The following is a 25,483-nucleotide window of genomic DNA, read 5'->3' on the forward strand; positions in this document are numbered from 1 at the left end:
GCGTCAGCTCCAGCGCACCCGCACCTGTGCGCGCCAGTCGCGCAGGATGCTCGGTCGGCCGGTCGCGGTGAGCTCGTCACCGCGGTTCCACAGCCCGAGGTAGAGCTGCGCCGCGGTACCGGCCAGCTCGGCATCCGGCGCCGCGCCCGGCCCTGCGCCGCCCGCCGTCGTCGTCAGCGACTCCGGCTCGACCCGCAGCAGCCAGGCGTCGCCGGTGTCGGTGGCCCGGACGGCGAGCGTGTACGGCTCGTCGGTGCGCAGCTTGCCGCGGCCACGCGTGATGAACCCGCTGAGCAGCTCGTCGACGCCGTCGGCGGCCGGTTCCGGCGCGACGCCGACCTCGGCGGCCGACGGTGCCCGGCCGAGCAGCGCGGCCAGGGCGTCGGCACCGTGGATCGTCGTCTCGTGCGCCTGCCGCCGGGCCCAGAACCGCCGTGGTGGCGGCGCGTCCTTCAGGAACACCATCGCCTCGGCGTCGTCGGGCGTCGCCGCGATGGTGGCGAGCAGCGCGTCGAGACCATCGGCGAACCAGGCCAGCAGGTCGGGCGCGGCGCCCGCCTCGGCGACGGAGGCGGCGGTGTCGTGCTGCTTCTCGCCGCGCAGGTGGGCCGCGGCCCAGCGATGCACCATGCCCTGGTGCGTGACCAATGCGCGCACGTCCCAGGCCGGGCAGGTGGGTACCGGTGCGCCGAGCCCGGCCCGCGCGGCCGCGTCGCGCAGCGCCAGACCGCTTCGCCGCAGCAGCGTCACGTGGTCGTCGAGCGTCAGCCGGGTGGCCACGCGCGCATCGTAGCCGCCGGCGCGATCACCACTCGGCGAAGGAACCGTCCGGGTGCCGCCAGATCGGGCCGCGCCAGCGGTGCCCGACCTCGTCGGCGCGGCGGACGGCGGCCTCGTCGATCGCGATGCCCAGCCCGGGCGCCGTCGGCCGCTCGACATACCCGTCGACGAAGCGGAAGACGGCGGGGTCGACGAGGTAGTCGAGCAGGTCGTTGCCGACGTTGTAGTGGATGCCGAGGCTCTGCTCCTGGATCAGGAAGTTCGGCGTCGCGAACGCCACCTGCAGGCTCGCGGCCAGCGCGATCGGGCCGAGCGGGCAGTGCGGCGCGAGGGTCGCGCCGGTCACCTCGGCCTGTGCGGCGATGCGGCGCACCTCGGAGATGCCGCCCGCGTGCGAGATGTCCGGCTGGACGACGCTGACGCCGGCTGCCAGCGGGCCGACGAACTCGGACCGGCCGAACAGCCGCTCGCCGGTCGCGATCGGCACCGAGCTGCACGCGACCACCGACGCCAGTTGGGCGCCCAGCTCCGGCAGCACCGGCTCCTCGACGAACAGCGGGTGCAGCGGCGCCATCAGCGGCAGCAGGCGGCGCGCGTTGGCCGGTGAGACGCGGCCGTGGAAGTCGACGGCGACGTCGCGGTCCGGGCCGAGCACGTCGCGGGCCGCGGCCAGCCGCCGGAGCACGTCGTCGGTCGCGGCCTGGGTGGCGATGGGGCCGAGCTTGGCGCTGCCGTTCATCTTCACCGCGGTGAACCCCTCGGCCACCTTGGCCGCGATCGCGTCGGCGACTTCGGCGGGCTCGTCGCCGCCGACCCACGTGTACATGCGGACGCGGTCGCGCACCGGCCCGCCGAGCAGCGCGTGCACCGGCGCGCCGTACACCTGGCCGGCGATGTCCCACAGCGCCTGGTCCAGCCCGGCGACGGCGCTGGAGAGCACCGGCCCGCCGCGGTAGAAGCCGCCCTTGGAGAGCACCTGCCAGTGGTCCTCGATCCGCAGCGGGTCCTGCCCGACGAGCTGGTCGGCGAGCTCGTGGACCGCGGTGCGGACGGTGTCGGCGCGCCCCTCGACCACCGGCTCGCCCCAGCCGACGACCCCCTCATCCGTGGCGACGCGGCAGAACAGCCAGCGCGGCGGGACCTGGAACGTCTCGATGGCGGTGATCTTCACTCGGGCTCCTTCCCGGACGTGATCGCCCGGACGTCGCGGTCGGCTCGCGCCAGCAGCTCGCGGACCGCACTCTCGGCGCCGTCGGCGTCCCCACGCGTGACGGCGTCGAGGACGGCGCGGTGGGCGGGCACGCTGTCGTCGCGGCTGCCGTCGCCGTGCACCAGCAGGTCACGGGCGCGCAGTCCGGTCGCGATGACCTCCTCCAGCTGGCGCAGCAGCGCGTTGTGCGCGGCGGCCAGCAGCGCCCGGTGGAACGCGAGGTCGGCCTCGACGACGGCGTCGGGATCGGTCATCCGTGTGAGCGCGTCACCGAGCGCGGCGAGATCGGCGTCTGTGCGACGCCGCGCCGCCAGCCGCGCTCCGGCCGGCTCGACGATCTCGCGCACCTCGGCGAGGTCGGACAGGAACGCGTCATCGGCGCCGTTCTGCGCCTGCCACCGCAGCACGTCGGCGTCGAGCAGCGCCCACTCCTCGCGCGGGCGGACGAGCGTGCCGCGCTTCGGCCGTGCGTCGACCATCCCTTTGGCGGCCAGGACCCGCAGCGCCTCGCGGACGACCGTGCGGCTGACACCCAGCTCGTTCTCCAGCCTGACCGGGTCGAGGACGGCCCCCGGCGCGACGTCGCCACGGACGATCAGCTCACCCAGATGCGCGACGACGGCGCCGTGGATGCCGCGGAAGACGCTCACGCCGGCCGCCCCCGATCACGGGTCGCTCGAGGGTTGCCAGCGCGGAGGCCGGATGCGCGAGGGTTGTCTGCGCGGGAGCCGGACGCGCGGACGTTGTCGGCGCCCGCCCGTAGGGTGGGACTCCCTCCCAGCCGGGCGGGGACCGAACCCCGGCGAATCCGCACCGAACCGAACGGCCCGCAGGCGGCGCTCATGCCGAGTCCGCCGTCACGCTCCAGCCGCCGTCCACGACGAGGTTGGCGCCGGTGATGTAGGAGGCGTCGGCGGAGCCGAGGAAGGCCACCGCGGCCGCCACCTCGTCCGGCCGGCCGAAGCGGGCCAGCGTGGTGGCGCGGACGCTGCGCTGTCGGTCCGGTTCCGCGACATCGTCCCAGGCGGGCGACATGATCGGGCCGGGGACGACGGTGTTGACGCGGAGGTCGGGGCCGTACTCGGCGGCCAGTTGGCGCCCGAGCGAGAGCAGCGCGCCCTTGGTCGCCGCGTACGCGGGGCGGCCGGGCAACCCGCGCAGGGCGTGCACCGACGACGTGAGGACGATCGACCCGCGGGAGCGGCGCAGCAAGCCGGCCAGCGCGCGCACCGCCAGGAACGTCGCCGTGAGGTTGACGTCGACCTGACGGTGCCAGTCGGCGATGGACAGGCGGTCGGCCGGCTCGATCACCGCGATCGCCGCGTTCGAGTGCAGCAGGTCCAGCCGCCCGGGCAGTGAGCGGGCGACCCGCGTCCAGCCCTCCTCATCGGCGACGTCCAGCGGCACCCCGGCCGCCCCGCCACCGAATCCCGACGCGACGGCCGCGGCCGAGGCGGCCGGAACAGCACCCTCCAGCGCCGCCTCGTCGACGTCGGCCAGCAGGACGTGGGCGCCCTCCGCCGCCAGCCGTACAGCAGTCGCCGCGCCGATGCCGGACCCGGCGCCGGTGACCAGCGCGACCCGGCCGCGGTAGCGGGGCGCGAGGACGGTGTCACTCTCATTCACGAGCGGAAGCCTAGCGTTCAGTCATCTTGTATGACTATTGGAGCCAGTCGACCCGTCGCCGGGTGCGATCGGGCCGACGGTCCCGGCGCCGGTGCCGCGCTGGTCAGACGGCAGGTGGCGCGGGTTGGGCGGATACGGCGGCGGCTGCGGCGCGGTCGGCGAGGGTGCGCACCGCGGCCGTCAACGGCGCCGGCCCGTGGACGGTGAACGGGCAGCCGAGCGTGATCAGGCGGCCCGCCAGCCACTCCATCGAGTCGTCGCGCCGGGCGTCGAGCCGGCACCGCTCGTCGTCGACGGCGACGACCTGGCCGGGTGTGTCGCCGAGCCGTCCGGCGACCGCGCTCGCCGGCGCCTCGAACGTGACGACGACGTGCAGCTCGGGGGTGCCCCAGTCGGTGCGCCGCCCGGCCACGTACCCCGCCGCGTCCTCGGCCGGCAGGGTCCGCTGCTCGCGCACCCGGACCCCAGTCGGCTGGACGCGTCCGATCCGGTCCACCCGGAACGTCCGCCAGCCGTCCCGCCCCGGGCCACCACCGTGACCTCCGGCGACCTGACCTGTGCGAAGGCGAGTGTCAGAGCCCGCCCGTAGGGTGGGATGGCCCTCCCGGCCGGGCGGGGTCCGCACCCCGGTCGACACCGATTCGGCGGACGCCCGGTCGACGTCCCAGGCGACGAGGTACCAGCGGCGGCCCGAGGGCACCAGGGCGAGCGGCTCCACCAGCCGGCTCGAGCCCGTTCCGTCCCCCGACGTGTAGCGGAACCGCACCCGCTCGCGGGTCGCGGCGGCCGCGGCCAGCGCCGTCAGCACCTCCGGATCGACGACCGGCCCCGCGCCGTCCGCGCCCACCGGCAGCGTCGCCGCCCCGATCGTCCGCACCCGGTGCCGCAGCCGCGACGGCAGCACCTGCTCCAGCTTCCCGAGCGCCCGCACCGACGCCTCCTCGATGCCGGCGACGGCGGACCCGGCGGCCGCGCGCAGTCCGACCGCGATCGCCACCGCCTCCTCGTCGTCGAGCAGCAACGGCGGCAGCGCGGCGCCCGCGACCAGCCGGTAGCCGCCGGCCGCGCCCAGGGTCGCCTCGACCGGGTAGCCGAGGTCGCGCAGCCGGTCGACGTCGCGGCGGACGGTACGTGGGGTGACGCCCAGGCGCTGGGCCAGCTCGCTGCCGGGCCACTCGCGCGGCGTCTGCAACAGCGACAGCAGCGCGAGCAGCCGGCCAGGGGTGTCGCTCATGAATCCCAGCATGCCGCAGAACTAGGACAAGAACAGACCTAGATGCCTTCTAGCGTCAGTGCCATGACGACCTTTCGCATCGACATCCCGCAGCACGACCTCGACGACCTGCACGAACGGCTGGCCCGCACGCGCTGGACGCCACAGCTGCCCGGCGACGGGTGGGAGCGTGGCGTGCCCACCGACTGGCTGCGCGACGTCGCCGAGTACTGGCGCACCGGCTACGACTGGCGCGAGCGCGAGGCCCGGCTCAACGCGTTCCCGCAGTTCGTCGACGAGATCGACGGGCTGGATCTGCACTACCTGCACGTCCGCTCGCCGGAGCCGGACGCGCTGCCGCTGATCCTCGCGCACGGCTGGCCGAACTCGTTCGTCGAGTTCGCCAGGACGATCCCGCTCCTCGCGCGGACCTTCCACGTGGTGGTGCCCTCCGTGCCCGGCTTCGGCTTCTCCGCGGCCCCGCGCACGACGGGGTTCGGCATCGGCTCCGTCGCCGCCATGTACGCACAGCTCATGGAGCGGCTCGGCTACGACCGCTACGGGACGCAGGGCGGCGACCTCGGCGCGTACGTCGCGCCGGAGCTCGCCCGGCAGCACCCGGACCGCGTCGTCGGCGTGCACATCGACGGCGGCTTCGGCTTCCCGACGGAGGACGACGTGCCCGGCATGACGGCGGACGAGCGGGCCGAGTGGGACCTCATGCAGCAGTGGATGTCCGGCGGCGTCGACCACCACGCGCTGCTGCGAGCCGCACCGCAGACGTTCGGCCACGGCTGGCACGATTCGCCGGTGGCGCTCCTGGCGTGGCACGCGCACAAGTTCCAGGAGTTCTCCATGTCCGACCGGCCGCTGCTCGACGTCATCGACCGCGACGCGTTCCTCGACAACGTCAGCGTCTACTGGTTCACGAAGACCGCGGCGACGTCGTCGTGGCCGATGTACGAAGGGCTGGCGCAGCACGACGGGTCGGCGAGGTTCGCGTGGCCACGGGGCCAGAAGGCGGTGCCGTCGGGCGTCTACGGCGGCGGCTCGGCGCTGATGCGGCGGCTGGCCGAGCGGGACAACACGATCGTGCACTGGCCCGAGGGCAATCCGGGCAGCCACCACTTCATCGCGATGGAACAGCCGGCCGGACACGTCGCCGACATCGCGGCGTTCTTCGCGAAGGTCCGGGATTCACAGCGACTCTGACTACCCTCGGAGCATGCGCCCCTACTCGCCCCGGCCCGGCGGTGTCGTCCTCGGCCTGCTGATGTTCGTGGCCGGCGCCCTCGGCACCTGGGCGAGCTGGCGGTGGTTCGTCGACACCGCGGTCGGGCAGCGCATCGACCAGGTCGCGTTCCGCGGCTCCGGCATCGGCCGGTCCACGCTGTGGTCGGGCGCCGAGCGCGTGCTCGACGTCGTGTCGGTGCCGTTCGTCGTGGTGGTGCTCGGGGCCGTCGCCCTGATCGCACTCATGCGGCAGCGCTGGCTGCTGGCATTGCAGGTCATCGTGCTGGTCGGCGGCGCCAACCTCACCACGCAGGTGCTCAAGCACGTCGTGCTCGACCGTCCGCGGGTGGCCGGCGACACCGGCCCGCTCGGCAACTCGCTGCCCAGCGGGCACACCACGGTCGCCGCCAGCGTGGCGGCCGCGCTCGTGCTGGTGGTGCCGCGACGGGCCCGGCCCGCGGTCGCGGTCCTCGGCGCCGGGTACGCCGCCGTCACCGGCATCTCGACCATGGTCGGCGGCTGGCACCGGCCGTCCGACGTCGTCGCCGCCATCACCGTCGTGCTGGCGTGGGCCGGGCTGACGACGGTGCTCACCGCGGTCAGCAGTCCCGAGCGGATGCCGTCGCCGCCGCCCGGCAACACCCCGACGGCGGTCGTCACCGGCCTGTTCGCCGTCGTGGCCGGCGTCACCGGCGTCATGGCCGTCTCGGCGCTGCAGCGCACCCGCGACGTCCTGAACACCGCCGGCGCCGTCACCGAGCGCTCCGACCTCGCGACGGCGTACGTCGGCGCCGCGCTCGGCGTGGTGGCCGTGACGGCGCTCGCCTACGCCGCGATCCTGGTCGCGCACCAGGTCGCGAGCCGCCCCGCGCAGCCCGCCCGGGCGTCGTCCGCGCGATCGGTCTCGGCGGGCGTCTCTTAGGCGTTCGGTGCTGTCACGGCAGCGTGCCGGAGGAGGGGGAACAGGTGTTCAACGCTGCCCGCCGAACTGATGGTCAAGAGTTGACATAGTCTTCCAAAGAGGGCTACACAACGGACCCCAAGAGCGGCAGACTGACGCAATGACCTCTCGTACACCGGCCGCGAGGCCTGTTTTTCCTTCGAGTCCATTCCGCCCCATCGCTCCTCCCCCCGTCCAGAAGTTCTCCATCGATGACCTGCTCACTCACGACCGTCACGGTCTTGGCCGCGTCGTCAGCGTTCCCGGCGACCACGAGGTTCACGTCGATTTCGGCACCGCCGTACGCCGCATCGCCCTGCCGAACCCGAAGGTCACCCGGCTCTGAGCCGTCGCCTTTTCGCACATAGCCACAAATCTCATCGAAACGTCTCGGCATCCGGCCGCCCGGCGGCGGGTTGTGTCAACATCCGCCATGCCGGCCGGCCGGGGCGGGACGCTCGCTCGCCTCGGCCCGGCGGGGAACGCCGTCAGGGGTAGGCTGCGGGCGTCCGAGCGAGGAACGAGCGAGGCGGGCGGAGACGGCGTCCCCGCCGGGCCGAGGCGCGACGCTCCGTCACCGACGCCGCAGGCTGGTCAGCCGATCCGGGTTCCGGAACGCCAGTAGCCGCGCCACCTGGCCGTCGCGCGTCTCGACGACGCCCGCCACGTCCAGCCGGCCGTCCAGCCAGCCGACGATGCCCGGCTCGCCGTTGAGCTCGGCGTACTCGAACCGGTAGCCGGCCATCTCGCCACGGGCCACCAGACCCTGGAGGAACCGGGCGACCTTGTCCGCACCCATGACCGGACGACGAGCCGCGCGGACCTTCCCGTCGGTGTCGTTGATCATGACGACGTCGGGCGCCAGCACCTCCATCAGCTCCGCCAGGTTCCCCTCGGCCGTGGCGCGCAGGAACCGCTCGGTGACCGCGCGCCGCTGCTCCGGGTCGGTGTCGAACCGCGGCCGGCGCGCCTGGACGTGCTCGCGGGCCCGGTGCGCGACCTGCCGCACCGACGCCTCACTGCGGTCCAGCGCCGTCGCGATCTCCGCGTGCGCGAACCCGAACACCTCGCGCAGCACGAACACGGCCCGCTCGATCGGCGTCAGCGTCTCCAGGACCACGAGCATCGCCATCGACACGTCCTCGGCCAGCTCGACGCCACCGGCCGCGTCGGGCCCGGTCACCAGCGGCTCGGGCAGCCACGGCCCGACGTAGGTCTCGCGCCGGGTGCGCAGCGTGCGCATCCGGTTCAACGCCAGCCGGGTCGCGATGCGGACGAGATACGCCTTCGGCTCGAGCACGTCCGACCGGTCGTCGGCGGACCACCGCAGCCAGGTGTCCTGCACGACGTCCTCGGCGTCGGCGACGCTGCCGAGCAGTTCGTACGCGACGGTGAACAGCAGCCCGCGGTGCCGCTGGAACGGGTCGTCGGTCATGGCTCCGGCACCTCGCAGCGGTCCTTGAACCCCTGGCCGGTCAGCCCGAGCGCGGCGTTGCTGCGGTTGCGCAGGTTCTCCAGCCCGATGGTCGCCGTCAGCTCGACCAGCTCGGCCTCGCTGAGGTCGGCACGCAGCTCCGCCACCATCTCGTCGGTCACCTCCGGCGGCGTGGCGGTCATGGCCTCGGCGTAGGCCATCACCCGGCGTTCCAGCGCAGTGTAGAGGTCGCTGTCGCGCCACCGGCCGACCGCACGCAGCTTCGCGGGGTCGACGCCGGCGTGGTGGCTCTCCCAGTAGCCGAAATCCAGGCACCAGGCGCAGCCGGTACGCGTCGACGTCGCCAGCAGGGCGAGCGCGCGGAGGTCGCGGTCCAACGTCCGCCACTTCCCCGCACCCGCCTCGAGCAGGCTCATCGTCCTGAGCACGCGCGGATGGTGCGCGGACGCGGCCACCGGAGCGAGCACGACACCGTAGCGGCGGCGCAGGACGCGGCTGACCAGCCGGTAGCCGAGTGTGGGCTTCGGGTCGAGGGAGATGCGTGCCATGCCCACACAGACACCCGCCGAGACGCGGATGTGACACGGCTGTGGCAGAGTCGCGCGTGATGTCGTTCACCTACCCCGAGGTCGGCGCCACCCGCGACGGCGGGCCGCTGCCGTCCGGCTACCACCACGCGCGCGTCCGCGAACGCGTCGGCCACGGCCGGGCCGCCTTCACCGCCGTCGTCGAGGGCGTCCTGACCTTCCGTCTGCACCGCGGCGCCGGCCTGCGGGTGGAGTCGTCAGAGCCGCACGCCGCCGAGGGCGTCCGGGTCACCAGCACCATGGCCGGGCTGCTGCGCATCCCCTGCCAGGTGGTCTGGGTGCTCGACGACGACCGCCGCGGCGGGTTCGGCTACGGCACGCTGCCAGGCCACCCCGCGCGCGGCGAGGAGTCCTTCGTCGCCGAGCTCGACGACCACGACGACGTCTGGTTCACGGTGACGGCGTTCAGCCGGCCGGCCGCGTGGTACGCCCGGCTCGGCGGGCCGCTCACCCGCGCCGCCCAGGCGGTCGCCACCCGCCGCTATGTGACGGCCGCCCGCCGCCTCGGCGCCTCAGCGTCAGACGCCTGACCAGCGGCGCCCATCCTCGGATGACATCCGAGCCCTAGGAGGGCACCATGACAACCATGCTGGAGCAGCGCCGTGCGAATGACGCCTGGACGGTGGACGACCTCGACCAGTTCGAGGAGAACGACGGCAATCGCTACGAGCTCGTCGACGGGATTCTGGTCGTGAGCCCGTCGCCCCGGCCGAAGCACCAACGGATCAGCCGCGGGCTGTTCCTGCTCCTCCACGACGCGTGCCCGTCCGACCTCGAGGTCCTCTACGCGCCGCTGGACTGGCAGCCGAACCAGCGGAACTCGCTGGAACCGGATCTCCTGGTCGTGGCCAGGAAGGACGTCGGCGACGGGCCGCTCACCAAGCCCCTGCGACTGGCGGTCGAGATCCTGTCGCCGAGCAGCCGGCTCTACGACACCAAGGTCAAGTTCGCGAAGTACGCCGAGGGCGGCGTCGCGTCCTACTGGATCGTCGACCCCGACGGCGGGCCGTCGATCGTCGCCTATGGCCTCGTCGACGGCGAGTACGTCGAGGTGGCCCGGGGCAGCGGCGACGACGAGGTGCGGCTGGCGCTGCCGTACCCGGTGGCGGTCGTCCCGTCGGCCCTCGTCGGCTAGGTCGTCCGCGCTGGTCGGGCGTGTCCGCGGGGCGAGATGATCAGCGGGTGAACGCGACGTGGACCTCGACGATCCGTCCGGTATGGTGTAAGTAATCGAACTGAGATCGTGCCGGTCATCGGCACGGGCTCGCCCTTCCGGCGGTCGACCACCGGACCGAAGGGTCCAACGACGCCGGGCTGCCGCCCGGGGTCCCAGACCAGTTCACACGGGTCCATTCGACGAGTGCCGTGGAGTCCGACCGCCGGCGGGGCAAGCGAGGCCGCCGACCCATCGGCCCATGGCAGCGTTCGGGTACCGGTTGCGGCCCCGGCTCGCTGCGGAGGCCGGGGTCGCAACCTCCGATCCATCGGGCATCCTCGTGCGCATGCCCGAACGCGTGCTCACCGTCTCGCCGGAACGGCTCGAGACCTGGCTGGCCGGCTTCGCCCGGCGCCACGGCGCCACCACCCACCGGGCCGGGCCCGACGCCGTCGTGGTGGAGGCTGCGGACGGGGCGGTGGCGAGCTGCGCGGTCCCGTTCCCGCCGTTGCGGCCGGACGACGCCGCGCCGTACGGCGGGCTGCTGGAGCACGCGCGGCGCGACCGCACGGTCGGGGTGCTGCTGGTCCGCCGCGGCGGCTACGCGGCCGGCGTCTTCGCGGGCGCCACGCTGGTGACGTCGAAGGTGGGGTCGCGGCACGTGCAGGGACGGACGGCGGCCGGCGGGCAGTCGCAGCAGCGGTTCGCCCGCCGGCGCGAGAAGCAGGCCCGCGAGGCGTTCGAGGCTGCCGCCGACGTCGCGTCCCGGGTGTTGCTGCCGCATGCGGCCGAGCTGGACGCCGTCGTCACCGGGGGCGACCGCGCCGCCGTCGACCACGTGCTCGCCGACCGCCGGCTGACGGCGCTCGCACAGCTGCGCGACCGGTCCGCGGGGCTGGCGCACCTCGCCGTCCCGGACCCGAAGCGGGCGGTCCTGGAGGCGACGCCGGCCACGTTCCGGGCGATCCGGATCACCCTCGCGGAGCCGGACATCACGCCGTGATCAGGCCGACACCACCGAGTCCGGACCGTCGGTGGTCGCGCCCGAAGGGCAGGCGTAGGTTAGCAAGTGACAGGTCCAGGGCCTGACGATGTCGTCGAGAGGAAGCTCAGAAGCATGGCCGACTATTCTCTGCCGGATCTCCCCTACGACTACGGTGCGCTCGAGCCGCACATCGCCGGTCAGATCATGGAGCTCCACCACTCCAAGCACCACCAGACGTACGTCAACGGCACGAACACCGCTCTCGAGCAGCTCGAAGAGGCGCGTGCCACCAACAAGCTCGACACGGTGAACCAGCTGCAGAAGAACCTGGCCTTCAACCTCGCCGGCCACGTCAACCACACCGTGTTCTGGAACAACATGTCGCCCGAGGGCGGCGACCGGCCCGACGGTGAGCTGGGCGCCGCGGTCGACGAGTTCTTCGGCTCCTTCGACGGCTTCCGCGCGCACTACACGGCGGCCGCGCTGGGAATCCAGGGCTCCGGCTGGTCCATCCTGGCGTGGGAGAGCCTGGGCCAGCGGCTGGTCATCGAGCAGCTCTACGACCACCAGGGCAACCTCGCCGCCGGCACCGTCCCGCTGCTCATGCTCGACATGTGGGAGCACGCGTTCTACCTGCAGTACAAGAACGTGAAGCCCGACTACGTGGCGGCGTTCTGGAACATCGTCAACTGGCCGGACGTCGCCGCGCGGTTCGAGGCGGCCCGGTCGAAGACGTCGGGGCTCATCACGCCCTGATCCGCTCGTGAGGGCGCCGGCAGCCGGCCGGCGCCCTCGACCGTCCGGAGGCCAGCGTGTTCAAACCGCCGCCGCAGCCGAGTCGACGCGGCACCGCCGTCCGCATCGCCGTCGTCGCGCTGTGTGCCGGTTACGCGTCCGTGCTCGCCGGACTCCTGCTCGGCCGCTGACTCCGGCCGCCTGTGCGCGGCCTCACATCCGCCCCCGTCACGCGTGCGGACCCCGGCTCAGTCGTCTTGGTGACACGCTTCATCGGCACCGAGAGGAACGAGCATGACGCAACGTCTGAGCTTCCCGGCCACGGCACCCGCGGGCTACCGCGCCGTCTACGGCCTGTCCGAGTACGTCAAGGCCAACGTCGAGCACCGGCTCATGTGGCTCATCGAGCTGCGCGCCTCGATCATCAACGGCTGCACATTCTGCGTCGACATGCACAGCCGTGACGCGCTGGCCGACGGCGAGGACGCGCGGCGGCTGTTCGCGGTCGGCGCCTGGGAGGACGCGCCGTTCTTCGACGACCGGGAGCGCGCGGCGCTGGCCCTCACCGACGCCGTGACCCGGCTGGCCGACAACGGCGGCGTGTCCGACGAGGTGTGGGACACGGCGGCGAAGCACTTCTCCGAGAAGGAACTGGCCGACATCCTGGTGACGATCGCGGCGATCAACGTCTGGAACCGCATCAACGTCCCCACCAAAACCCCACCCCCAGCCGCCTAGCAAGAGCGCGCGGACGACGACCAGGGGACGCGGAGCCGGCACCCGGAAGCAGCGCCAGGCCGTGGTCGAGGGATGCCGGCAGGGGTAGGCTGCGGGCGTCCGAGCGAGGAACGAGCGAGGCGGGCGGGGCCGGCATCCCTCGACCACGGCCGGACCAGGCGCAGGCGCAGCCGGCACTGAGGCCAGGCTGTAACGTCGACGACATGATCGCCTCGCTCGCCCGCCGCGCGCTGTACGCCCTCGCTACGAGCACCGAGGTCGAGTCGGTGGTCCGCGCGAACCCGCCGGCCCAGGATCTCGCCTACAACGCCGCCCGCCGCTACGTCGCCGGGACGACGCTGGACGAGGCGCTGGAGACCGTGCGCCGGCTGACCGCCGACGGTCTGGGGGTGAGCCTCGACCTGTTCGGCGAGGGCGCCGCCGACGAGGAGGCGCTGGCGGCCACCGTGCGCGGCTACCGTGCGGCGGCCGCGGCGCTGGCCGACGTGGGCGGCGACGTGTACCTGGAGATCGTGCCGTCGCACCTGGGGCTGGATCTCGGGCTGGACGTCTGCCGCCGGCACGTGGAGCAGGTGCTGGACGTCCTGCCGGCCGGCTCGCGGCTGGAGATCAGCGCCGAGGAGAGCCACCGCACGCCGCACATCATGGACCTCACCGTGGCTTTGGCCGAGGCGGGCGCGCCGGTCCTGGCGACCGTTCAGGCGAATCTGCGCCGCAGTCCCGGCGACGTCGATCGTCTGCTCGCCGCCGGCGTGCCGATCCGGCTGACGAAGGGGGCGTACCTGGAGAACGACGAGGTCGCGTATCCGTGGGGCGAGCCGACCGGCGTCGCGTACGTGCGGCTGGCCCACCAGGTGCACGCGGGCGGTTCCGTGCCGGTCCTCGCGACGCACGACCGGGTGCTGCGCGAGGCGCTGCTGGAGGCGATCCCCGGCGCCGGGGTCGAGCTGCTGCTGGGCGTCCGCGAGGACGACGCCCGCGAGCTGGCCGCTCGCGGCGTCCCCGTCCGCGTCTACGCGCCGTACGGCGACAGCTGGTTCCGCTACTGGATGCGCCGGGTGGCCGAGGCGCAGGGCGCCTGACTCACACCGGCTGCAGGGTGCGGGTCTCGAACAGCCGGTCCGCCACCTGCTCACCGTCGCGCACGAACGCGACGAGGTAGTCGCGCAGTTCGCGGACGAACTCGGCGACGGCGTCGCGGCCGAAGCCGGCGATGCCGGCCAGCGCGACGACGTCGGCGGTCTCGGCCTCGACGATCGCCTCGGTCATGCGCTCCGGGTCCTGGCCACAGGCGATGGCCAGGCTGCTGATCGTCTCGCCTCGTTCGAGCGCGGTCTCCAGCGCCGCCGGGGTGACGCCGAGGATGTGTGCCGCCGTCGGGATCGCGTACATGGCCGTCTCCATCTGTGGGGTTCGCGTGGGTTCGTGCTCGACATACTTCCGGGCGAACCTGAGAACATCCGGAGACCGTCCTGAGAAACGGGTATGAGACCGCGCCCGCCGGGTACATGCTGGTGCTTGACGAGCGGACCCACCGAAGGAGCGGCGCCGATGCTCGACGAGGCCAGCACCCGGACCATCGACGACGCCCTGCTCACCCGCATCGACGCGTGGTGGCGGGCGGCCAACTACCTCTCCGTCGGGCAGATCTACCTGCTGGACAACCCGTTGCTGCGCGAGCCGCTGCGCGCCGAGCACGTGAAGCCGCGGCTGCTCGGCCACTGGGGCACCTCGCCCGGCCAGAACTTCCTGTACGCGCACCTCAACCGCGCGATCGTGCAGCGCGACCTCGACATGATCTACCTGTCCGGGCCCGGCCACGGCGGCCCGTCGCTGGTGTCGGCGGCGTGGCTCGACGGCACCTACAGCGAGGTCTACTCCAACGTCGGCGACGACGCCGAGGGCCTGCGCGAGCTGTTCCGCCAGTTCTCCTTCCCCGGCGGCATCCCCAGCCACGTCGCGCCCGAGACGCCCGGCTCGATCCATGAGGGCGGCGAGCTGGGCTACGTGCTGTCGCACGCCTACGGCGCCGCGTTCGACAACCCCGGGCTGACGGTGGCGGCCTGCATCGGCGACGGCGAGGCCGAGACCGGCCCGCTGGCCACGGCCTGGCACAGCAACAAGTTCCTCAACCCGGCGACCGACGGCGCGGTGCTGCCGATCCTGCACCTCAACGGCTACAAGATCGCCAACCCGACGGTGCTGGCCCGCATCCCGCGGCGCGAGCTCGAGTCGCTGATGATGGGGTACGGCCACGCGCCGTACTGGTTCGAGGCGGGCTTCGACGACGAGGACCACCTGTCGATCCACCGCCGCTTCGCCGTCCTGCTGGACGAGGTGCTGGAGCGGATCGCCACGATCCAGGCCGGCGCGCGCGCCGGCGACCTGCGGCGGCCGGACTGGCCGATGATCGTGTTCAAGACGCCGAAGGGCTGGACCGGCCCGCGCGAGGTCGACGGCCACCTCGTCGAGAACACCTACCGGGCGCACCAGGTGCCGATGAGCGCCGTCCGCGGCAACGAGGAGTACACCCGGCTGCTGGAGCAGTGGATGCGCTCGTACCGGCCCGAGGAGCTGTTCGACGAGGACGGCCGGCTCCGCGCCGACCTGCGCGAGCTGTCGCCGTCCGGGCCGCGGCGCATGAGCGCGAACCCGCACGCCAACGGCGGCGTGCTGACGCGCGACCTGCGGCTGCCCGACTTCCGCGACCACGGCGTCGACGTGCCGGTGCCGGGCGGTGCCGTCGCCGAGCCGACCCGGGTGCTGGGCGAGTGGCTGGCCGGCGTCGTCCGGGAGAATCCCTCGAACTTCCTCATCATGGGGCCGGACGAGACGGCGTCGAACCGGCTCTCGGCGGCGGTCGACGTGGCCGGTAAGCGCTGGCTGGGCGAGACGCTGCCGACGGACGACTCGCTGTCGCCCGACGGCCGAGTGCTGGAGATGCTGTCCGAGCACCAGTGCCAGGGCTGGCTCGAGGGCTACCTGCTGACCGGCCGGCACGGGCTGTTCAACTGCTACGAGGCGTTCATCCACATCATCGACGCGATGTTCAACCAGCACGCGAAGTGGCTGAAGGTGACCCGCGAGATCCCGTGGCGGGCACCCATCCCCTCGTTGAACTACCTGCTGTCGTCGCACGTGTGGCGGCAGGACCACAACGGCTTCTCGCACCAGGACCCCGGCTTCATCGACCACGTGGTGAACAAGAAGGCCGACGTCATCCGGGTGTACCTGCCGCCGGACGCGAACACGCTGCTGTCGACGTACGACCACTGCCTGCGCAGCCGCGACTACGTCAACGTCGTCGTCGCCGGCAAGCAGCCCGGCCCGCAGTGGCTGACCATGGACGAAGCGGTCGCCCACTGCACGCGCGGCATCGGCATCTGGGAGTGGGCCAGTACCGACGGCGGCGAGGGCGAGCCCGACGTCGTCCTGGCCTGCGCCGGCGACGTCCCCACCATCGAGACGCTGGCCGCCGTCGACCTCATGCGCCGGCACCTGCCGCAGCTGCGGGTGCGGGTCATCAACGTCGTCGACCTCATGCGGCTGCAGGACGAGCGCGAGCACCCGCACGGCCTCAGCGACCGCGAGTTCGACGCGCTGTTCACCACCGACAAGCAGGTCGTGTTCGCGTATCACGGCTACCCGTGGCTGATCCACCGGCTGACCTACCGGCGCACCAACCACGACAACATCCACGTCCGCGGCTACAAGGAGGAGGGCACCACCACCACGCCGTTCGACATGGTGATGCTCAACGACCTCGACCGCTACCACCTGGTCATGGACGTCATCGACCGCGTACCGGGGCTGGCCGCCGAGCACGCGGTGCTCCGCCAGCAGATGGTCGACGCCCGGCTGCGGGCCCGGCAGTACACCCGCGAGCACGGCACCGACATCCCGGAGGTGGCCGAGTGGGCCTGGCCCGACGCGCGCGCCCGCGGGCTGCCGGCGCGCACGGGCGAGGACACCGCCGCAGACTTCGAGGCGGCCCCCGGTCCGGTGCAGGGCAAACGCACGGACGGCTGACGGCGCGACGCAGCCAGTCTGTCGGTGGGCCGGGGCAGAATGCCGCCATGGCGATGACCGTCCGGGCGCTCAACCGCGCCACGCTGGCCCGGCAGCTGCTGCTGGAACGCGCGTCGCTCGACGTCGTCGACGCCGCCGGGCGGCTGGTCGCGTTGCAGGCGCAGCACCCGGCGTCGCCGTACGTGGCGCTCTGGAACCGTCTCGACGGCTTCGACCCCGCCGACCTCGACGCCGCGTTCGCCGAGCGGGCCCTGGTGAAGGCGACGCTCATGCGCGTCACGCTGCACGCCGTGCCCGCCGCCGACTATCCGTGCTGGCAGCAGGCCATGCAGCCGACGCTGCGGGCTGCCCGGCTCAACGACCCGCGGTTCCGGGTCACCGGGCTGAGCCACGCCGACGCCGAGGCCGCCATCCCCGAGCTGCTGGCGTTCCTCGCCACGCCGCGCAGCGGGCCGGAGTGCGAGGCGTGGCTCACCGAGCGGCACGGGGCGCCGATGAAGGGGCTGTGGTGGGCGTTGCGGCAGTTCGGACCGGTCCAGCACGCGCCCACCGGCCCGCCGTGGTCGTTCGGCGTCCGCCCGGCCTACGTCGCGGCCGCCGACCCGCCGGCCATCGCCGACGACGACACCGCCGCGGCCGCACTGGCCGAGCTGTTCCGCCGCTACGTCGCCGCGTTCGGCCCGGTGTCCATGCCCGACTTCGCCCAGTTCGGCATGCTGCGCCGGCCGCAGGCCCGGGCCGCCGTCGACGCCGTCGCCGATGAGCTGTCGCGGTTCGAGGGCGCGGACGGCTCGGTGTTCTACGACCTGCCCGGCGCGCCGCGGCCGGACGAGGACGTCCCGGCGCCGCCGCGGCTGCTGGCCATGTGGGACAGCGTGTTGCTCGTGCACGCCGACCGCGGCCGCGTCATCCCGCCCGAGTACCGCAAGCTGATCACCCGCAGCAACGGCGACACCCTGCCCACGCTGCTGGTCGACGGCTTCGTCGCGGGCGTGTGGCGGCCGGTCGACGACGGCGTCGAGGCCACGGCGTTCCGGCCGCTCACCGGCGCCGAGTGGGACGGGCTGGCGAAGGAGGCGGCGGCGCTGTCGGCACTGCTCGCCGAGCGCGATCCCACCGTGTACCGCCGCTACGACCGGTGGTGGGCCGGGCTGCCGGCGGCGGAGGTCCGGGTCCTCCCCCGCTGATGTGACCGGAACCACCATCCCGGCCGCCGAGTTCCTCGTACTACAAGCAGTACCCGCACTGCATGGAGGTCGACCGGATGTCTCTGCTCACCCGCCGCCGCGTGGTCATCGGCGTCGGCTCGCTGGCGGCCCTCGTGCTGCTCGTCATCGGCGGCACCTACCTCTATGTCAACGTCATCAGCGGAGACGCACCCGAGCCGCTGACGCTGGAGACGTCCCCGCCGCCCGCCACCGGTGGCGACGCCGGACTCGACGGCACGTGGACGGTGGCCGGCGGGTCCGAGGCCGGCTACCGGGTCGACGAGGTGCTCAACGGCCAGGACAACACCGTCGTCGGCCGCACCAGCGACGTCACCGGCCAGATCACGGTGGCCGGCGACGAGGCGACGGAGGGCGAGGTCACCGTCGACATGACCACGGTGACGACCGACAGCGGCAGCCGCGACGGCCAGTTCCGCGGCCCGATCATGCAGACCGACCAGTTCCCGGCGTCGACGTTCACGCTGACGTCGCCGGTACCGTTGACGGGCCTCGACTCCGGCGGCCCGATCAGCGTCACCGCGACCGGCGACCTCACCGTGCGCGACGTCACTCAGTCGATCGAGATCCAGCTGGACGTGCAGCGCTCCGGCGACGGCGTCCAGGTGGCGGGCTCCGGCGAGATCCAGTTCTCCGACTTCGACGTCAGCCCGCCCGACCTCGGCTTCGTCAAGGTCGAGGACCACGGGACAGTCGAGTTCCTGTTGACGCTCAGCCGCGGCTGACGCGACGCCGTCAGCGCGGCGGCGCCGGCGGCTCCGGCTGGTCGCCCTCGCCCGGCTCGGCCTCCGGCGGGGGCGGCGTGGTCGGGAGCGGCGTGGTGGGCTGCACCGGCGCGGTGTCCGCGGCGGGACCCGGCGGCGGTGGCGGGACCGCGCCCACCGTCGCCTCCTCGGCGGGCGGGGCCTGGTTGCGGTTGCGGGACAGGAAGAACAGCAGCCCGGCGAGGCCCAGCACCACGGCCACGACGACGATCCAGATCCACACCGGGATGCCGTCGCCGCCACCGCCGCCACCGGAGTCGGCGGACCGGGCGTTGATCTCGTTGGTCTCGCCCGCGACCGGGGTCCACGTGACGGTGGTGCCGTCGAGCTCGCCGTTGTGCTCGGTGACCTCGCCCGGGAAGGTGATGGCGACCCGCAGGTCCATCGAGTCCATCATCCCGCTCAGGTCGCCGAACGGCATCTCCTCGCCGTCGAACTCCTCCGCCATGGCCTCGGGGTCCATGTCGGTGAGGTCGAGGTTGCCGCCGACGACGATCTCGTCGCCCTCGTGGGTGATGCTGAACGTCCCGTTCTGGTCGAACTCCGACAGCGGGACGTCGTCGAAGACGTAGCGCTGGCCGACGAAGTCGTCGTCCTCGTACTCTTCGGCCCGGGTGCCCTCGGGGAGGTCGTCGATCTCGCCGCTGAGCAGGTCATCGGGGTCTTCGCCCATCGACTCGGCCATGGCGGACACATCGCGGCTCACGGCGAACACCATCTCGCCGTCGACGGTGTCGTCGGAGGACACGTCGAGCTGCATATCGATCTTGAAACACCCGGTGAGCAGCAGCGCCGAGGCCACCACCGCGAGGGCGCGCACAGGTCGCGTTCGATTCATGGCCCGCAGCCTGGCACAACCGCCCGGCTACCGTGAAGGGGTGCGCATCGTGTCCTTGCTGCCGTCCACGACGGAGATCCTGTTCGCGCTCGGCGCCGGCGACGACGTCGTGGGCGTGACGTTCGAGTGCGACTACCCGCCCGAGGCCCGGTCCAGACGCATCGTCTCGACCAGCACCCTGCCCGAGGGCATCGGCCCGGCCGAGATCGACCGGCTGGTCGCGCAGCGCATGGCCGCGGGCGAGGACCTCTACCACCTGGACGAGGGCGCGCTGGCCGGGCTCGACGCCGACCTCGTCGTCACCCAGGACCTGTGCGCGGTGTGCGCCGTCGACGTCACCGAGGTCCGCGACGCCCTGGCGCACCTGCGTTGCACCGCCGACGTGCTCACCATCGATCCGCAGGACCTCGGCGAGGTGCTCGAGTCGGTCCGGCGCATCGGCGCCGCGGCCGGCGCGCGGGCGCGGGCCGACGAGCTGGTCCGCGAGCTGGCCGGGCGGCTCGACGTCGTCCGGTCGAAGGTCGCGGACCTGCCGCCCGTGCCCGTCCTGGTCCTGGAGTGGACCGATCCGCCGTTCGCGCCGGGCCACTGGGTCCCCGACATGGTGACGGCGGCGGGCGGCCGCCCGGTGCTCGGCACGTCCGGAGCGCGCTCGTACCGCATCACGCCCGACGACGTCGCCGGCTGCCAGGCCGACGTCGTCGTGTGCGCGCCGTGCGGCTACGGCCTGGACGAGTCCGCGCGGCTGGCCGCCGAGCTGGTCGCGGCGGGCGGGCTGCCCGGCGGCCCGGTCTGGGCGGTCGACGCGAACGCCTCGTTCGCCCGCCCCGGACCCCGTCTCGTCGACGGCGTCGAGGCGCTGGCGGCGATCCTGCACCCCGGCGCCGTGGGCGAGCCGGACCCGGCGCTGGCCCGCCGCATCGCCTGACGCGGGGTCAGGCGGCGGCGCGCAGGAGGTCCAGTGCTTGGTCGGCGTGCTTCTCCATGGCCAGCTCGCTGCGGATGACGCCCAGCACGCGGGCGTCGGCGCCGATGACGAACGTCTGCCGCTTCACCGGAAGGGCGCCCAGCCGCCGCTTGACGCCGAACTGGGCGGCGACGGTGCGCTCGGGATCGCTGAGCAGCGGGAACCCGAGGTCGTTGCCGGTGTCGAAGGCCTGCTGCTTCTCGACGGTGTCGGCGCTGATGCCGACCGGCTGGGCGCCGGCGGCGGCGAACTCGGCGGCGAGGTCGCGGAAGTGGCAGGCCTCGGCCGTGCAGCCGCGGCTCATCGCGGCCGGATAGAAGAACAGCACCACGGGACCGGCGGCCAGCAGCTCGCTGAGCCGGCGCGGCGTGCCGGACTGGTCGGGGAGAACGAAGTCGTGGACGGGGTCACCGGCATCCATGCCGTCATCCTGCCACCGCGGGGCGATCAGCTCGTGAGCGCCGCCGCGATCAGCAGGACGGCCGACGCCGCGAGCACGACGATGCTCGCGACCGCCGGCGCCGCCGCCACGTCGCCGGACGTGCCGAAGCGGCGCGCCTCCCAGCGCTGCCGCACCGCCAGCAGGGCCGGCGCGGGACGCCGCCCGGCCAGGGCGACGGCGTCGCGCTCGAGCACACCGCCGGGCGTGACGTGGCGGTCGTAGAGCGCGGACATGGACGCCGGACCCGGCGCCGCGGCGGCCCGGCAGACGACGTGGCCGGCGCGCAGCCGCAGCGACCAGCCGAAGCTCGCGTCGTCGAGCGCGGACCAGCCGATGCGCACGTTCCGCAGCGGGTTGCGGACGGTGACCGCGGCGTCGTCGATGACCACGGCCGGTCGCCAGCAGACCGCCCAGAGCAGCCCGCTCGCCGCCGCCGCGAACAGCACCCCCGAACCGCCCGCGGGCCGCGCCGCCACCAGCCAGCCGAGCGCGGCGGCCCAGCCGGCGACGGCCACCGCGCGGCCGAGCGCGTGCCGGAGCACCACGGGGTTCGTCACGGGTCGATCATGGCACATGACCTGGTGCAACCGTTCTGACCGACCGATGCGTCATCCTCTATGTGCGTCGGCGATACAGGACGGTGGTACGAGTGCGGCTCTGGGCGAGTGCGGCATTCCTCCTCGTGCTGCTCACCGGCTGTGGTGGCTCGGCCGGCACCGCCGACGGCCCGTCCGGCACGAAGACCGGCGCGGTGCCCACCGCCACCCGCGTCTGCGACCTGCTCGACCCCGACGAGGTGCGCTCGATCTACGCCGGCATGCGCATCAGCCTGACGGACTATGCGGGCCCGGTCGGCGACCCGTCGTTCGACAGCTGCCAGATCACCGTCGACCACGGCACCACCACCAGCTCGCTGATCCCGTTCCAGCTGCAGGTCTCCATCGACCCCGTCACGCCCGCCGACCATCAGGAACTGCTGGACCGGTACGTCGCCGACGGCCGGGGCGCCAGCACGCCGGTCTCCGGCCTGGGCGAGGCCGCGCATTTCGTGGGCGCCGGCTACCTGCAGGTCTACGACGACGGCAAGGTACTGCGCATCCAGGGCGGCGGCGACGACAACGCCATCAGGCTGGCCCAGCTGGTGCTGCCGCGGCTGCCGGAGCTGGCGCCGGCGCCCGAGGTGGGCACCGAGCCCGCCTGCGACGTCGTCACCGCTCAGGCCGAGGCCCTGCTGGGCGCGCCGGCGGAGGAGCGGCGCGACCGTCAGACGGTCGACGAGCTGCGCTGCGAGTGGGCGGCCGGCCGCGACGTCGTGTCCGCGACGATCCGCGGCTACGGCGACGAGGTGGGCCGCATTTGGGCGGCCGAACGGCCGGGCGCCGAGACGATCGATCTCGGCGGCCTGCACGACAACGGCGTGTACCTGCCCAGCGGGGGCGTCTACTGCTGGATGGGCGTCCAGCAGGTCGGCATGTACGTCCGGCATCGTCCGCACGACACCGAGGCCGACCGCGACCGTCTGGTCGGGCTGGCCGCCGCGTTCGCCCCGAAGCTGCTCGACCTCGCGCCCCGGGTCGCCCCACCCGGGGCGGGGCATTAGCTCGAGTCAGCGGGGCAGATGCGCCTCGATGGCCGTGACGAGCTCGTCGGACTCGGGCTCGACCCGCGGGCGGAACCGGCCGAGCACGTCGCCATCGGCGGAGACGAGGAACTTCTCGAAGTTCCACTGGACGTCGCCGGCCTCGCCAGTGGCGTCGGCGACCTGGGTCAGCGCGGCGTACAGCGGCTGCTGTCCCGGCCCGTTGACGTCGGCCTTCTCGTACAGCGGGAACGTCACGCCGTAGGTGGTGGAGCAGAACTCCTGGATCTCGTCGGCGGTGCCGGGCTCCTGGCCGCCGAACTGGTTGCACGGGAAGCCGAGCACTGTGAAGCCACGCTCGGCGTAGCGCTCCTGCAGCCGCTCGAGACCCTCGTACTGCGGAGTCAGGCCGCACTTCGACGCGACGTTGACCAGCAGCAGGAGGCTCCCGCGGTGGTCGGCGAGCGAGGCATCGGCGCCGTCGATGGTGTGCAGCGGAATGTCGTACAGGCTGGTCACGCGGGCTCCTCACGCCTGGCGGTCGTCTTCCCCTCCGATGAACACCCTAGGCTCACGACATGGAGATCAGGGACGCCCGGGTCGACGACTGGCCTGCCATCTGGCCGATCCTGCAGGGCATCGTGGCGGCGGGCGAGACCTACACGCTGCCGCGCGACCTCGACCCGGAGCGGGGACGGCGGATCTGGCTGCTGGAGCCGCCCGACCGCACCGTCGTCGCCGTCGACGAGGAGGGGACAGTGCTCGGCTCGGCGAAGATGAACCGCAACCACCTGGGCCCCGCGTCGCACGTCGCCAGCGCCAGCTTCATCGTCGCGCCGGAGCACTCCGGGAAGGGCGTCGGGCGGGCGCTGGGCGAGCACGTCATCGAGTGGGCCCGCGACGCCGGGTACCGCGCGATGCAGTTCAACGCGGTGGTCGAGACCAACACCCGAGCGGTCGCACTGTGGCGCTCGCTCGGGTTCGAGGTCATCGGGACGCTACCGGAGGGCTTCCGGCATCCCGTGCACGGCTACGTCGGGCTGCACATCATGCACAAGCGGCTGTGATCTACCAGTAGTGCCGGCGCCCGGCCAGCGGACGGCCGGCGGCTCCCGCGACGTACAGCACCGCGCCGACGATCAGCAGGATGACGCCGATGGTCGTCAGGATGCCCACGCCGGCGAGCAGGCCGAGCAGCAGCAGAACAACACCCAGGATGATCATCCCAGCTCCTTGGTCCTATCGGACATTCACGACACATCGCCACTTACCCGGCGGATCGCCGTCCAATCGGGGCCAGGCCGCTACGGGGTCGCCTCCAGGTCACGTCGGCGCAGGTCGCTGAGCCAAGCATCGACCCGGCCGGTGTCGGGGCCGGGCGACAGGTGCGACGCGGCGGCGGCTTCGTCCAGCTGCTGCTGCAACTCGACGCGGTAGGCGTCGGCCTGGTCCCACGGCAGTGCGCCGGAGCGGACGGCGGCCAGCCGGTCGAGGTGCTCGTCGGACGGGACGCCGACGTCGCCGGTGCGCAGCAGCGCCTGCCCGTCGACCAGCAGCCGCAGCAGGTCGGCCGCGGCGGCCGCCTGCTCGGCGTCCGGATCGTCGTCGCCGGCCAGCCGGGTGAAGCCGGCCAGCACGTGGTCGGCGTAGGCGGCGGAGATGGTCTGCGACAGGAACGCCGGCCGCAGGTCGAGCAGCTCGCGGCCGAGGTCGCTGACCCACACCCGCCGCGGCGACCACAGCAGCTCCAGGCACACCGGGTCGGCGTCGAGGGCCAGCCGGCAGAACTGCTCGACCTCCCACGACAGCCACGACGCCCCCGGCCCGACGACCTGCTCGGGCGGCTTGCGCAGCGACCAGAACGCGGCCGTGGGCGCCTGGTAGACGGCGCGCACCGTCAGCTCGGCGCCGGGATCGGCGGGCACGTGACCGACGGCGGCCGCGTACAGCGTGCGCGCGACGACGAGGTCGTCGGACCCGCCGGAGCGGACCGGCTCGGGCAGCTCGGACGGCGGATCGGTGAGCGTGCCGAGCTGCTCGGGCGTGGCCTCGACCAGCCGGCCGTCGGCCAGCGCGACGGTGTACGTGCCGCCGGCCTCACGGACGACGCGTCCGGCGAGGCCACGACCGATACCCGGCACGGCGGCGTCGGCCGCGGTGCCGTGCACGACGACCTGCGTGCCGACCGGGACTCGCGCAGGGGCGCTCAGGCGAGACATGCCGCCCATTCTCGCCCGCGACGCGGCCGCCCGTCCGGCGATCCATCGGGTTTCAACCGTTTGGACCGGATCATTTTTGATCAGCAGGTACTCCCATGGCCGGTAGGTTGGCGGTATGAGCGAGCAGCAGTGGAGCGCGGTCGACCGGTACATCGGCGAGCATCTGCTCGGCGCCGACCCCGTCCTCGACGACGCGCTGCGCGACAGCGACGCCGCCGGCCTGCCGGCCATCAACGTCGCACCCAACCAGGGCAAGTTCCTGCACCTGCTGACGCTGATCGCGGGGGCGCGGCGGGTGCTCGAGATCGGCACGCTCGGCGGCTACAGCACCATCTGGCTGGCCCGGGCGCTGCCCGCCGACGGCCGACTGGTCACGCTCGAGGCCGACCCCGCCCACGCCGAGGTGGCGACGGCGAACCTGCGCCGCGCCGGGCTGCTCGACCGTGTCGACGTGAAGGTCGGCCCGGCGCTCGACACCCTCCCGCACCTGGAGGGGCCGTTCGATCTCGTCTTCATCGACGCCGACAAGCCGTCCAACCGCGACTACGTCGGCTGGGCGCTGCGGCTGGCCCGACGCGGCACCGTCATCGTCGTCGACAACGTCGTGCGCGGCGGGCGGGTCATCGACGCCACCACCGGCGACGCCGCGGTCGACGGCACGCGGCGGCTGTTCGAGTACGTCGCCACCGAGCCGCGGCTCTCCGCGACCGCCGTCCAGACCATCGGCGGCAAGGGCTACGACGGCTTCCTGCTCGCCGTCGTGACCGCCGACGTCTGACGC

30 protein-coding genes are annotated in these 25,483 nt (G+C 73.2%); 16 read left to right on the forward strand and 14 right to left on the reverse strand.

Features of this window, described 5'->3' with window-relative positions; all coding sequences use genetic code 11:
- Positions 1–3: 3 nt before the first annotated feature.
- The 5 genes from BLU82_RS28595 to BLU82_RS28615 all read right to left on the reverse strand — a co-directional run bounded on the left by BLU82_RS28595 (position 4) and on the right by BLU82_RS28615 (position 4,850).
- Positions 4–780: a maleylpyruvate isomerase N-terminal domain-containing protein gene (locus tag BLU82_RS28595; protein WP_092624295.1), complete on the reverse strand. Its 777-nt coding sequence runs from the start codon at positions 778–780 to the stop codon at positions 4–6.
- Positions 781–805: 25 nt separating this feature from the next.
- Positions 806–1,951: a galactonate dehydratase gene (dgoD, locus tag BLU82_RS28600; protein ID WP_092624296.1), complete on the reverse strand. Its 1,146-nt coding sequence runs from the start codon at positions 1,949–1,951 to the stop codon at positions 806–808.
- Entirely contained in the window at positions 1,948–2,640 is a 693-nt protein-coding gene (locus BLU82_RS28605; protein ID WP_092624297.1) for a FadR/GntR family transcriptional regulator, read from the reverse strand. The genes dgoD and BLU82_RS28605 overlap by 4 nt, the downstream gene beginning before the upstream one ends.
- A 190-nt stretch (positions 2,641–2,830) precedes the next feature.
- Positions 2,831–3,616 carry an SDR family NAD(P)-dependent oxidoreductase gene (locus BLU82_RS28610; protein ID WP_092624298.1) on the reverse strand — a complete coding sequence of 262 codons (786 nt, stop codon included), beginning with the start codon at positions 3,614–3,616 and terminating at the stop codon, positions 2,831–2,833.
- Positions 3,617–3,719: 103 nt separating this feature from the next.
- Positions 3,720–4,850 (reverse strand): YafY family protein, encoded by a 1,131-nt coding sequence (locus tag BLU82_RS28615; RefSeq protein WP_157741319.1) that lies wholly within the window; start codon positions 4,848–4,850, stop codon positions 3,720–3,722.
- A gap of 63 nt (positions 4,851–4,913) precedes the next feature.
- Between BLU82_RS28615 and BLU82_RS28620 the strand changes: the two genes are divergently transcribed.
- The 3 genes from BLU82_RS28620 (at position 4,914) to BLU82_RS28630 (ending at position 7,348) form a co-directional block, all read left to right on the forward strand.
- Positions 4,914–6,041: an epoxide hydrolase family protein gene (locus tag BLU82_RS28620; RefSeq protein WP_092624300.1), complete on the forward strand. Its 1,128-nt coding sequence runs from the start codon at positions 4,914–4,916 to the stop codon at positions 6,039–6,041.
- 13 nt (positions 6,042–6,054) lie between these two features.
- Positions 6,055–6,984 (forward strand): phosphatase PAP2 family protein, encoded by a 930-nt coding sequence (locus tag BLU82_RS28625; RefSeq protein WP_092624301.1) that lies wholly within the window; start codon positions 6,055–6,057, stop codon positions 6,982–6,984.
- Positions 6,985–7,123: 139 nt separating this feature from the next.
- On the forward strand, positions 7,124–7,348 hold the full coding sequence (locus BLU82_RS28630) for a hypothetical protein (RefSeq protein ID WP_092624302.1): 225 nt from the start codon (positions 7,124–7,126) through the stop codon (positions 7,346–7,348).
- Positions 7,349–7,576: 228 nt separating this feature from the next.
- Here the strand turns inward: BLU82_RS28630 and BLU82_RS28635 are convergent, their stop codons facing one another.
- Positions 7,577–8,437: an RNA polymerase sigma-70 factor gene (locus BLU82_RS28635; RefSeq protein WP_092624303.1), complete on the reverse strand. Its 861-nt coding sequence runs from the start codon at positions 8,435–8,437 to the stop codon at positions 7,577–7,579.
- Entirely contained in the window at positions 8,434–8,985 is a 552-nt protein-coding gene (locus BLU82_RS28640; protein WP_092626426.1) for a carboxymuconolactone decarboxylase family protein, read from the reverse strand. The genes BLU82_RS28635 and BLU82_RS28640 overlap by 4 nt, the downstream gene beginning before the upstream one ends.
- Before the next feature lie 59 nt (positions 8,986–9,044).
- Here BLU82_RS28640 and BLU82_RS28645 point away from each other — a divergent pair, with 59 nt between their 5' ends.
- From BLU82_RS28645 to BLU82_RS28670, 6 genes are all read left to right on the forward strand, one after another.
- Positions 9,045–9,554, forward strand: a complete 510-nt coding sequence (locus BLU82_RS28645; protein WP_092624304.1) for a DUF1990 family protein — start codon at positions 9,045–9,047, stop codon at positions 9,552–9,554.
- Positions 9,555–9,601: 47 nt separating this feature from the next.
- A complete protein-coding gene (locus BLU82_RS28650; RefSeq protein WP_092624305.1) occupies positions 9,602–10,159 on the forward strand; it encodes a Uma2 family endonuclease in 558 nt (185 codons plus the stop codon).
- A gap of 367 nt (positions 10,160–10,526) precedes the next feature.
- Positions 10,527–11,183, forward strand: coding sequence for an acVLRF1 family peptidyl-tRNA hydrolase (locus tag BLU82_RS28655; RefSeq protein ID WP_092626428.1), 657 nt, complete (start codon positions 10,527–10,529; stop codon positions 11,181–11,183).
- Positions 11,184–11,297: 114 nt separating this feature from the next.
- On the forward strand, positions 11,298–11,921 hold the full coding sequence (locus tag BLU82_RS28660) for a superoxide dismutase (protein ID WP_092624306.1): 624 nt from the start codon (positions 11,298–11,300) through the stop codon (positions 11,919–11,921).
- 273 nt (positions 11,922–12,194) lie between these two features.
- A complete protein-coding gene (locus BLU82_RS28665; RefSeq protein WP_092624307.1) occupies positions 12,195–12,638 on the forward strand; it encodes a carboxymuconolactone decarboxylase family protein in 444 nt (147 codons plus the stop codon).
- A 203-nt stretch (positions 12,639–12,841) separates the two neighbouring features.
- Positions 12,842–13,720, forward strand: a complete 879-nt coding sequence (locus BLU82_RS28670; protein ID WP_092624308.1) for a proline dehydrogenase family protein — start codon at positions 12,842–12,844, stop codon at positions 13,718–13,720.
- Position 13,721: 1 nt separating this feature from the next.
- Here BLU82_RS28670 and BLU82_RS28675 read toward each other — a convergent pair whose 3' ends face one another.
- Positions 13,722–14,030: a hypothetical protein gene (locus BLU82_RS28675; RefSeq protein ID WP_157741320.1), complete on the reverse strand. Its 309-nt coding sequence runs from the start codon at positions 14,028–14,030 to the stop codon at positions 13,722–13,724.
- 159 nt (positions 14,031–14,189) lie between these two features.
- Between BLU82_RS28675 and BLU82_RS28680 the strand changes: the two genes are divergently transcribed.
- The 3 genes from BLU82_RS28680 to BLU82_RS28690 all read left to right on the forward strand — a co-directional run bounded on the left by BLU82_RS28680 (position 14,190) and on the right by BLU82_RS28690 (position 18,618).
- A complete protein-coding gene (locus BLU82_RS28680) occupies positions 14,190–16,667 on the forward strand; it encodes a phosphoketolase (protein ID WP_092624310.1) in 2,478 nt (825 codons plus the stop codon).
- A gap of 47 nt (positions 16,668–16,714) precedes the next feature.
- Positions 16,715–17,854, forward strand: a complete 1,140-nt coding sequence (locus BLU82_RS28685; RefSeq protein WP_092624311.1) for a winged helix DNA-binding domain-containing protein — start codon at positions 16,715–16,717, stop codon at positions 17,852–17,854.
- Positions 17,855–17,931: 77 nt separating this feature from the next.
- Positions 17,932–18,618 (forward strand): YceI family protein, encoded by a 687-nt coding sequence (locus BLU82_RS28690; protein WP_157741321.1) that lies wholly within the window; start codon positions 17,932–17,934, stop codon positions 18,616–18,618.
- Between the two features lie 10 nt (positions 18,619–18,628).
- On the opposite strand, the gene BLU82_RS28695 is transcribed toward BLU82_RS28690, so the two are convergent.
- On the reverse strand, positions 18,629–19,495 hold the full coding sequence (locus tag BLU82_RS28695; protein WP_157741322.1) for a hypothetical protein: 867 nt from the start codon (positions 19,493–19,495) through the stop codon (positions 18,629–18,631).
- Between the two features lie 40 nt (positions 19,496–19,535).
- Between BLU82_RS28695 and BLU82_RS28700 the strand changes: the two genes are divergently transcribed.
- The gene (locus BLU82_RS28700) at positions 19,536–20,423 is read left to right on the forward strand and encodes an ABC transporter substrate-binding protein (RefSeq protein WP_092624314.1); all 888 of its coding nucleotides are present in this window, start codon (positions 19,536–19,538) and stop codon (positions 20,421–20,423) included.
- A 7-nt stretch (positions 20,424–20,430) separates the two neighbouring features.
- On the opposite strand, the gene BLU82_RS28705 is transcribed toward BLU82_RS28700, so the two are convergent.
- Both BLU82_RS28705 and BLU82_RS28710 read right to left on the reverse strand, forming a co-directional pair.
- Entirely contained in the window at positions 20,431–20,883 is a 453-nt protein-coding gene (locus BLU82_RS28705; RefSeq protein WP_092624315.1) for a peroxiredoxin, read from the reverse strand.
- Between the two features lie 26 nt (positions 20,884–20,909).
- Positions 20,910–21,461, reverse strand: a complete 552-nt coding sequence (locus BLU82_RS28710) for a PH domain-containing protein (protein WP_157741323.1) — start codon at positions 21,459–21,461, stop codon at positions 20,910–20,912.
- Positions 21,462–21,553: 92 nt separating this feature from the next.
- Here BLU82_RS28710 and BLU82_RS28715 point away from each other — a divergent pair, with 92 nt between their 5' ends.
- Complete coding sequence (locus tag BLU82_RS28715; RefSeq protein WP_157741324.1) at positions 21,554–22,504, forward strand: hypothetical protein; 951 nt, start codon at positions 21,554–21,556, stop codon at positions 22,502–22,504.
- 6 nt (positions 22,505–22,510) lie between these two features.
- On the opposite strand, the gene BLU82_RS28720 is transcribed toward BLU82_RS28715, so the two are convergent.
- Complete coding sequence (locus BLU82_RS28720) at positions 22,511–23,002, reverse strand: glutathione peroxidase (RefSeq protein ID WP_092624318.1); 492 nt, start codon at positions 23,000–23,002, stop codon at positions 22,511–22,513.
- Positions 23,003–23,061: 59 nt separating this feature from the next.
- On the opposite strand from BLU82_RS28720, the gene BLU82_RS28725 reads away from it, so the two are divergent.
- Positions 23,062–23,550 carry a GNAT family N-acetyltransferase gene (locus tag BLU82_RS28725; RefSeq protein WP_092624319.1) on the forward strand — a complete coding sequence of 163 codons (489 nt, stop codon included), beginning with the start codon at positions 23,062–23,064 and terminating at the stop codon, positions 23,548–23,550.
- 1 nt (position 23,551) lies between these two features.
- Here the strand turns inward: BLU82_RS28725 and BLU82_RS34860 are convergent, their stop codons facing one another.
- Both BLU82_RS34860 and BLU82_RS28735 read right to left on the reverse strand, forming a co-directional pair.
- A complete protein-coding gene (locus BLU82_RS34860) occupies positions 23,552–23,707 on the reverse strand; it encodes a DUF6131 family protein (protein WP_092624320.1) in 156 nt (51 codons plus the stop codon).
- Positions 23,708–23,787: 80 nt separating this feature from the next.
- Positions 23,788–24,702 carry a DNA polymerase beta superfamily protein gene (locus BLU82_RS28735; RefSeq protein ID WP_157741325.1) on the reverse strand — a complete coding sequence of 305 codons (915 nt, stop codon included), beginning with the start codon at positions 24,700–24,702 and terminating at the stop codon, positions 23,788–23,790.
- A 115-nt stretch (positions 24,703–24,817) separates the two neighbouring features.
- Between BLU82_RS28735 and BLU82_RS28740 the strand changes: the two genes are divergently transcribed.
- Positions 24,818–25,480 carry an O-methyltransferase gene (locus tag BLU82_RS28740; protein WP_092624322.1) on the forward strand — a complete coding sequence of 221 codons (663 nt, stop codon included), beginning with the start codon at positions 24,818–24,820 and terminating at the stop codon, positions 25,478–25,480.
- The last annotated feature ends 3 nt before the right edge of the window (positions 25,481–25,483 follow it).

This window comes from Jiangella sp. DSM 45060 (assembly GCF_900105175.1).
GTDB lineage: Bacteria > Actinomycetota > Actinomycetes > Jiangellales > Jiangellaceae > Jiangella.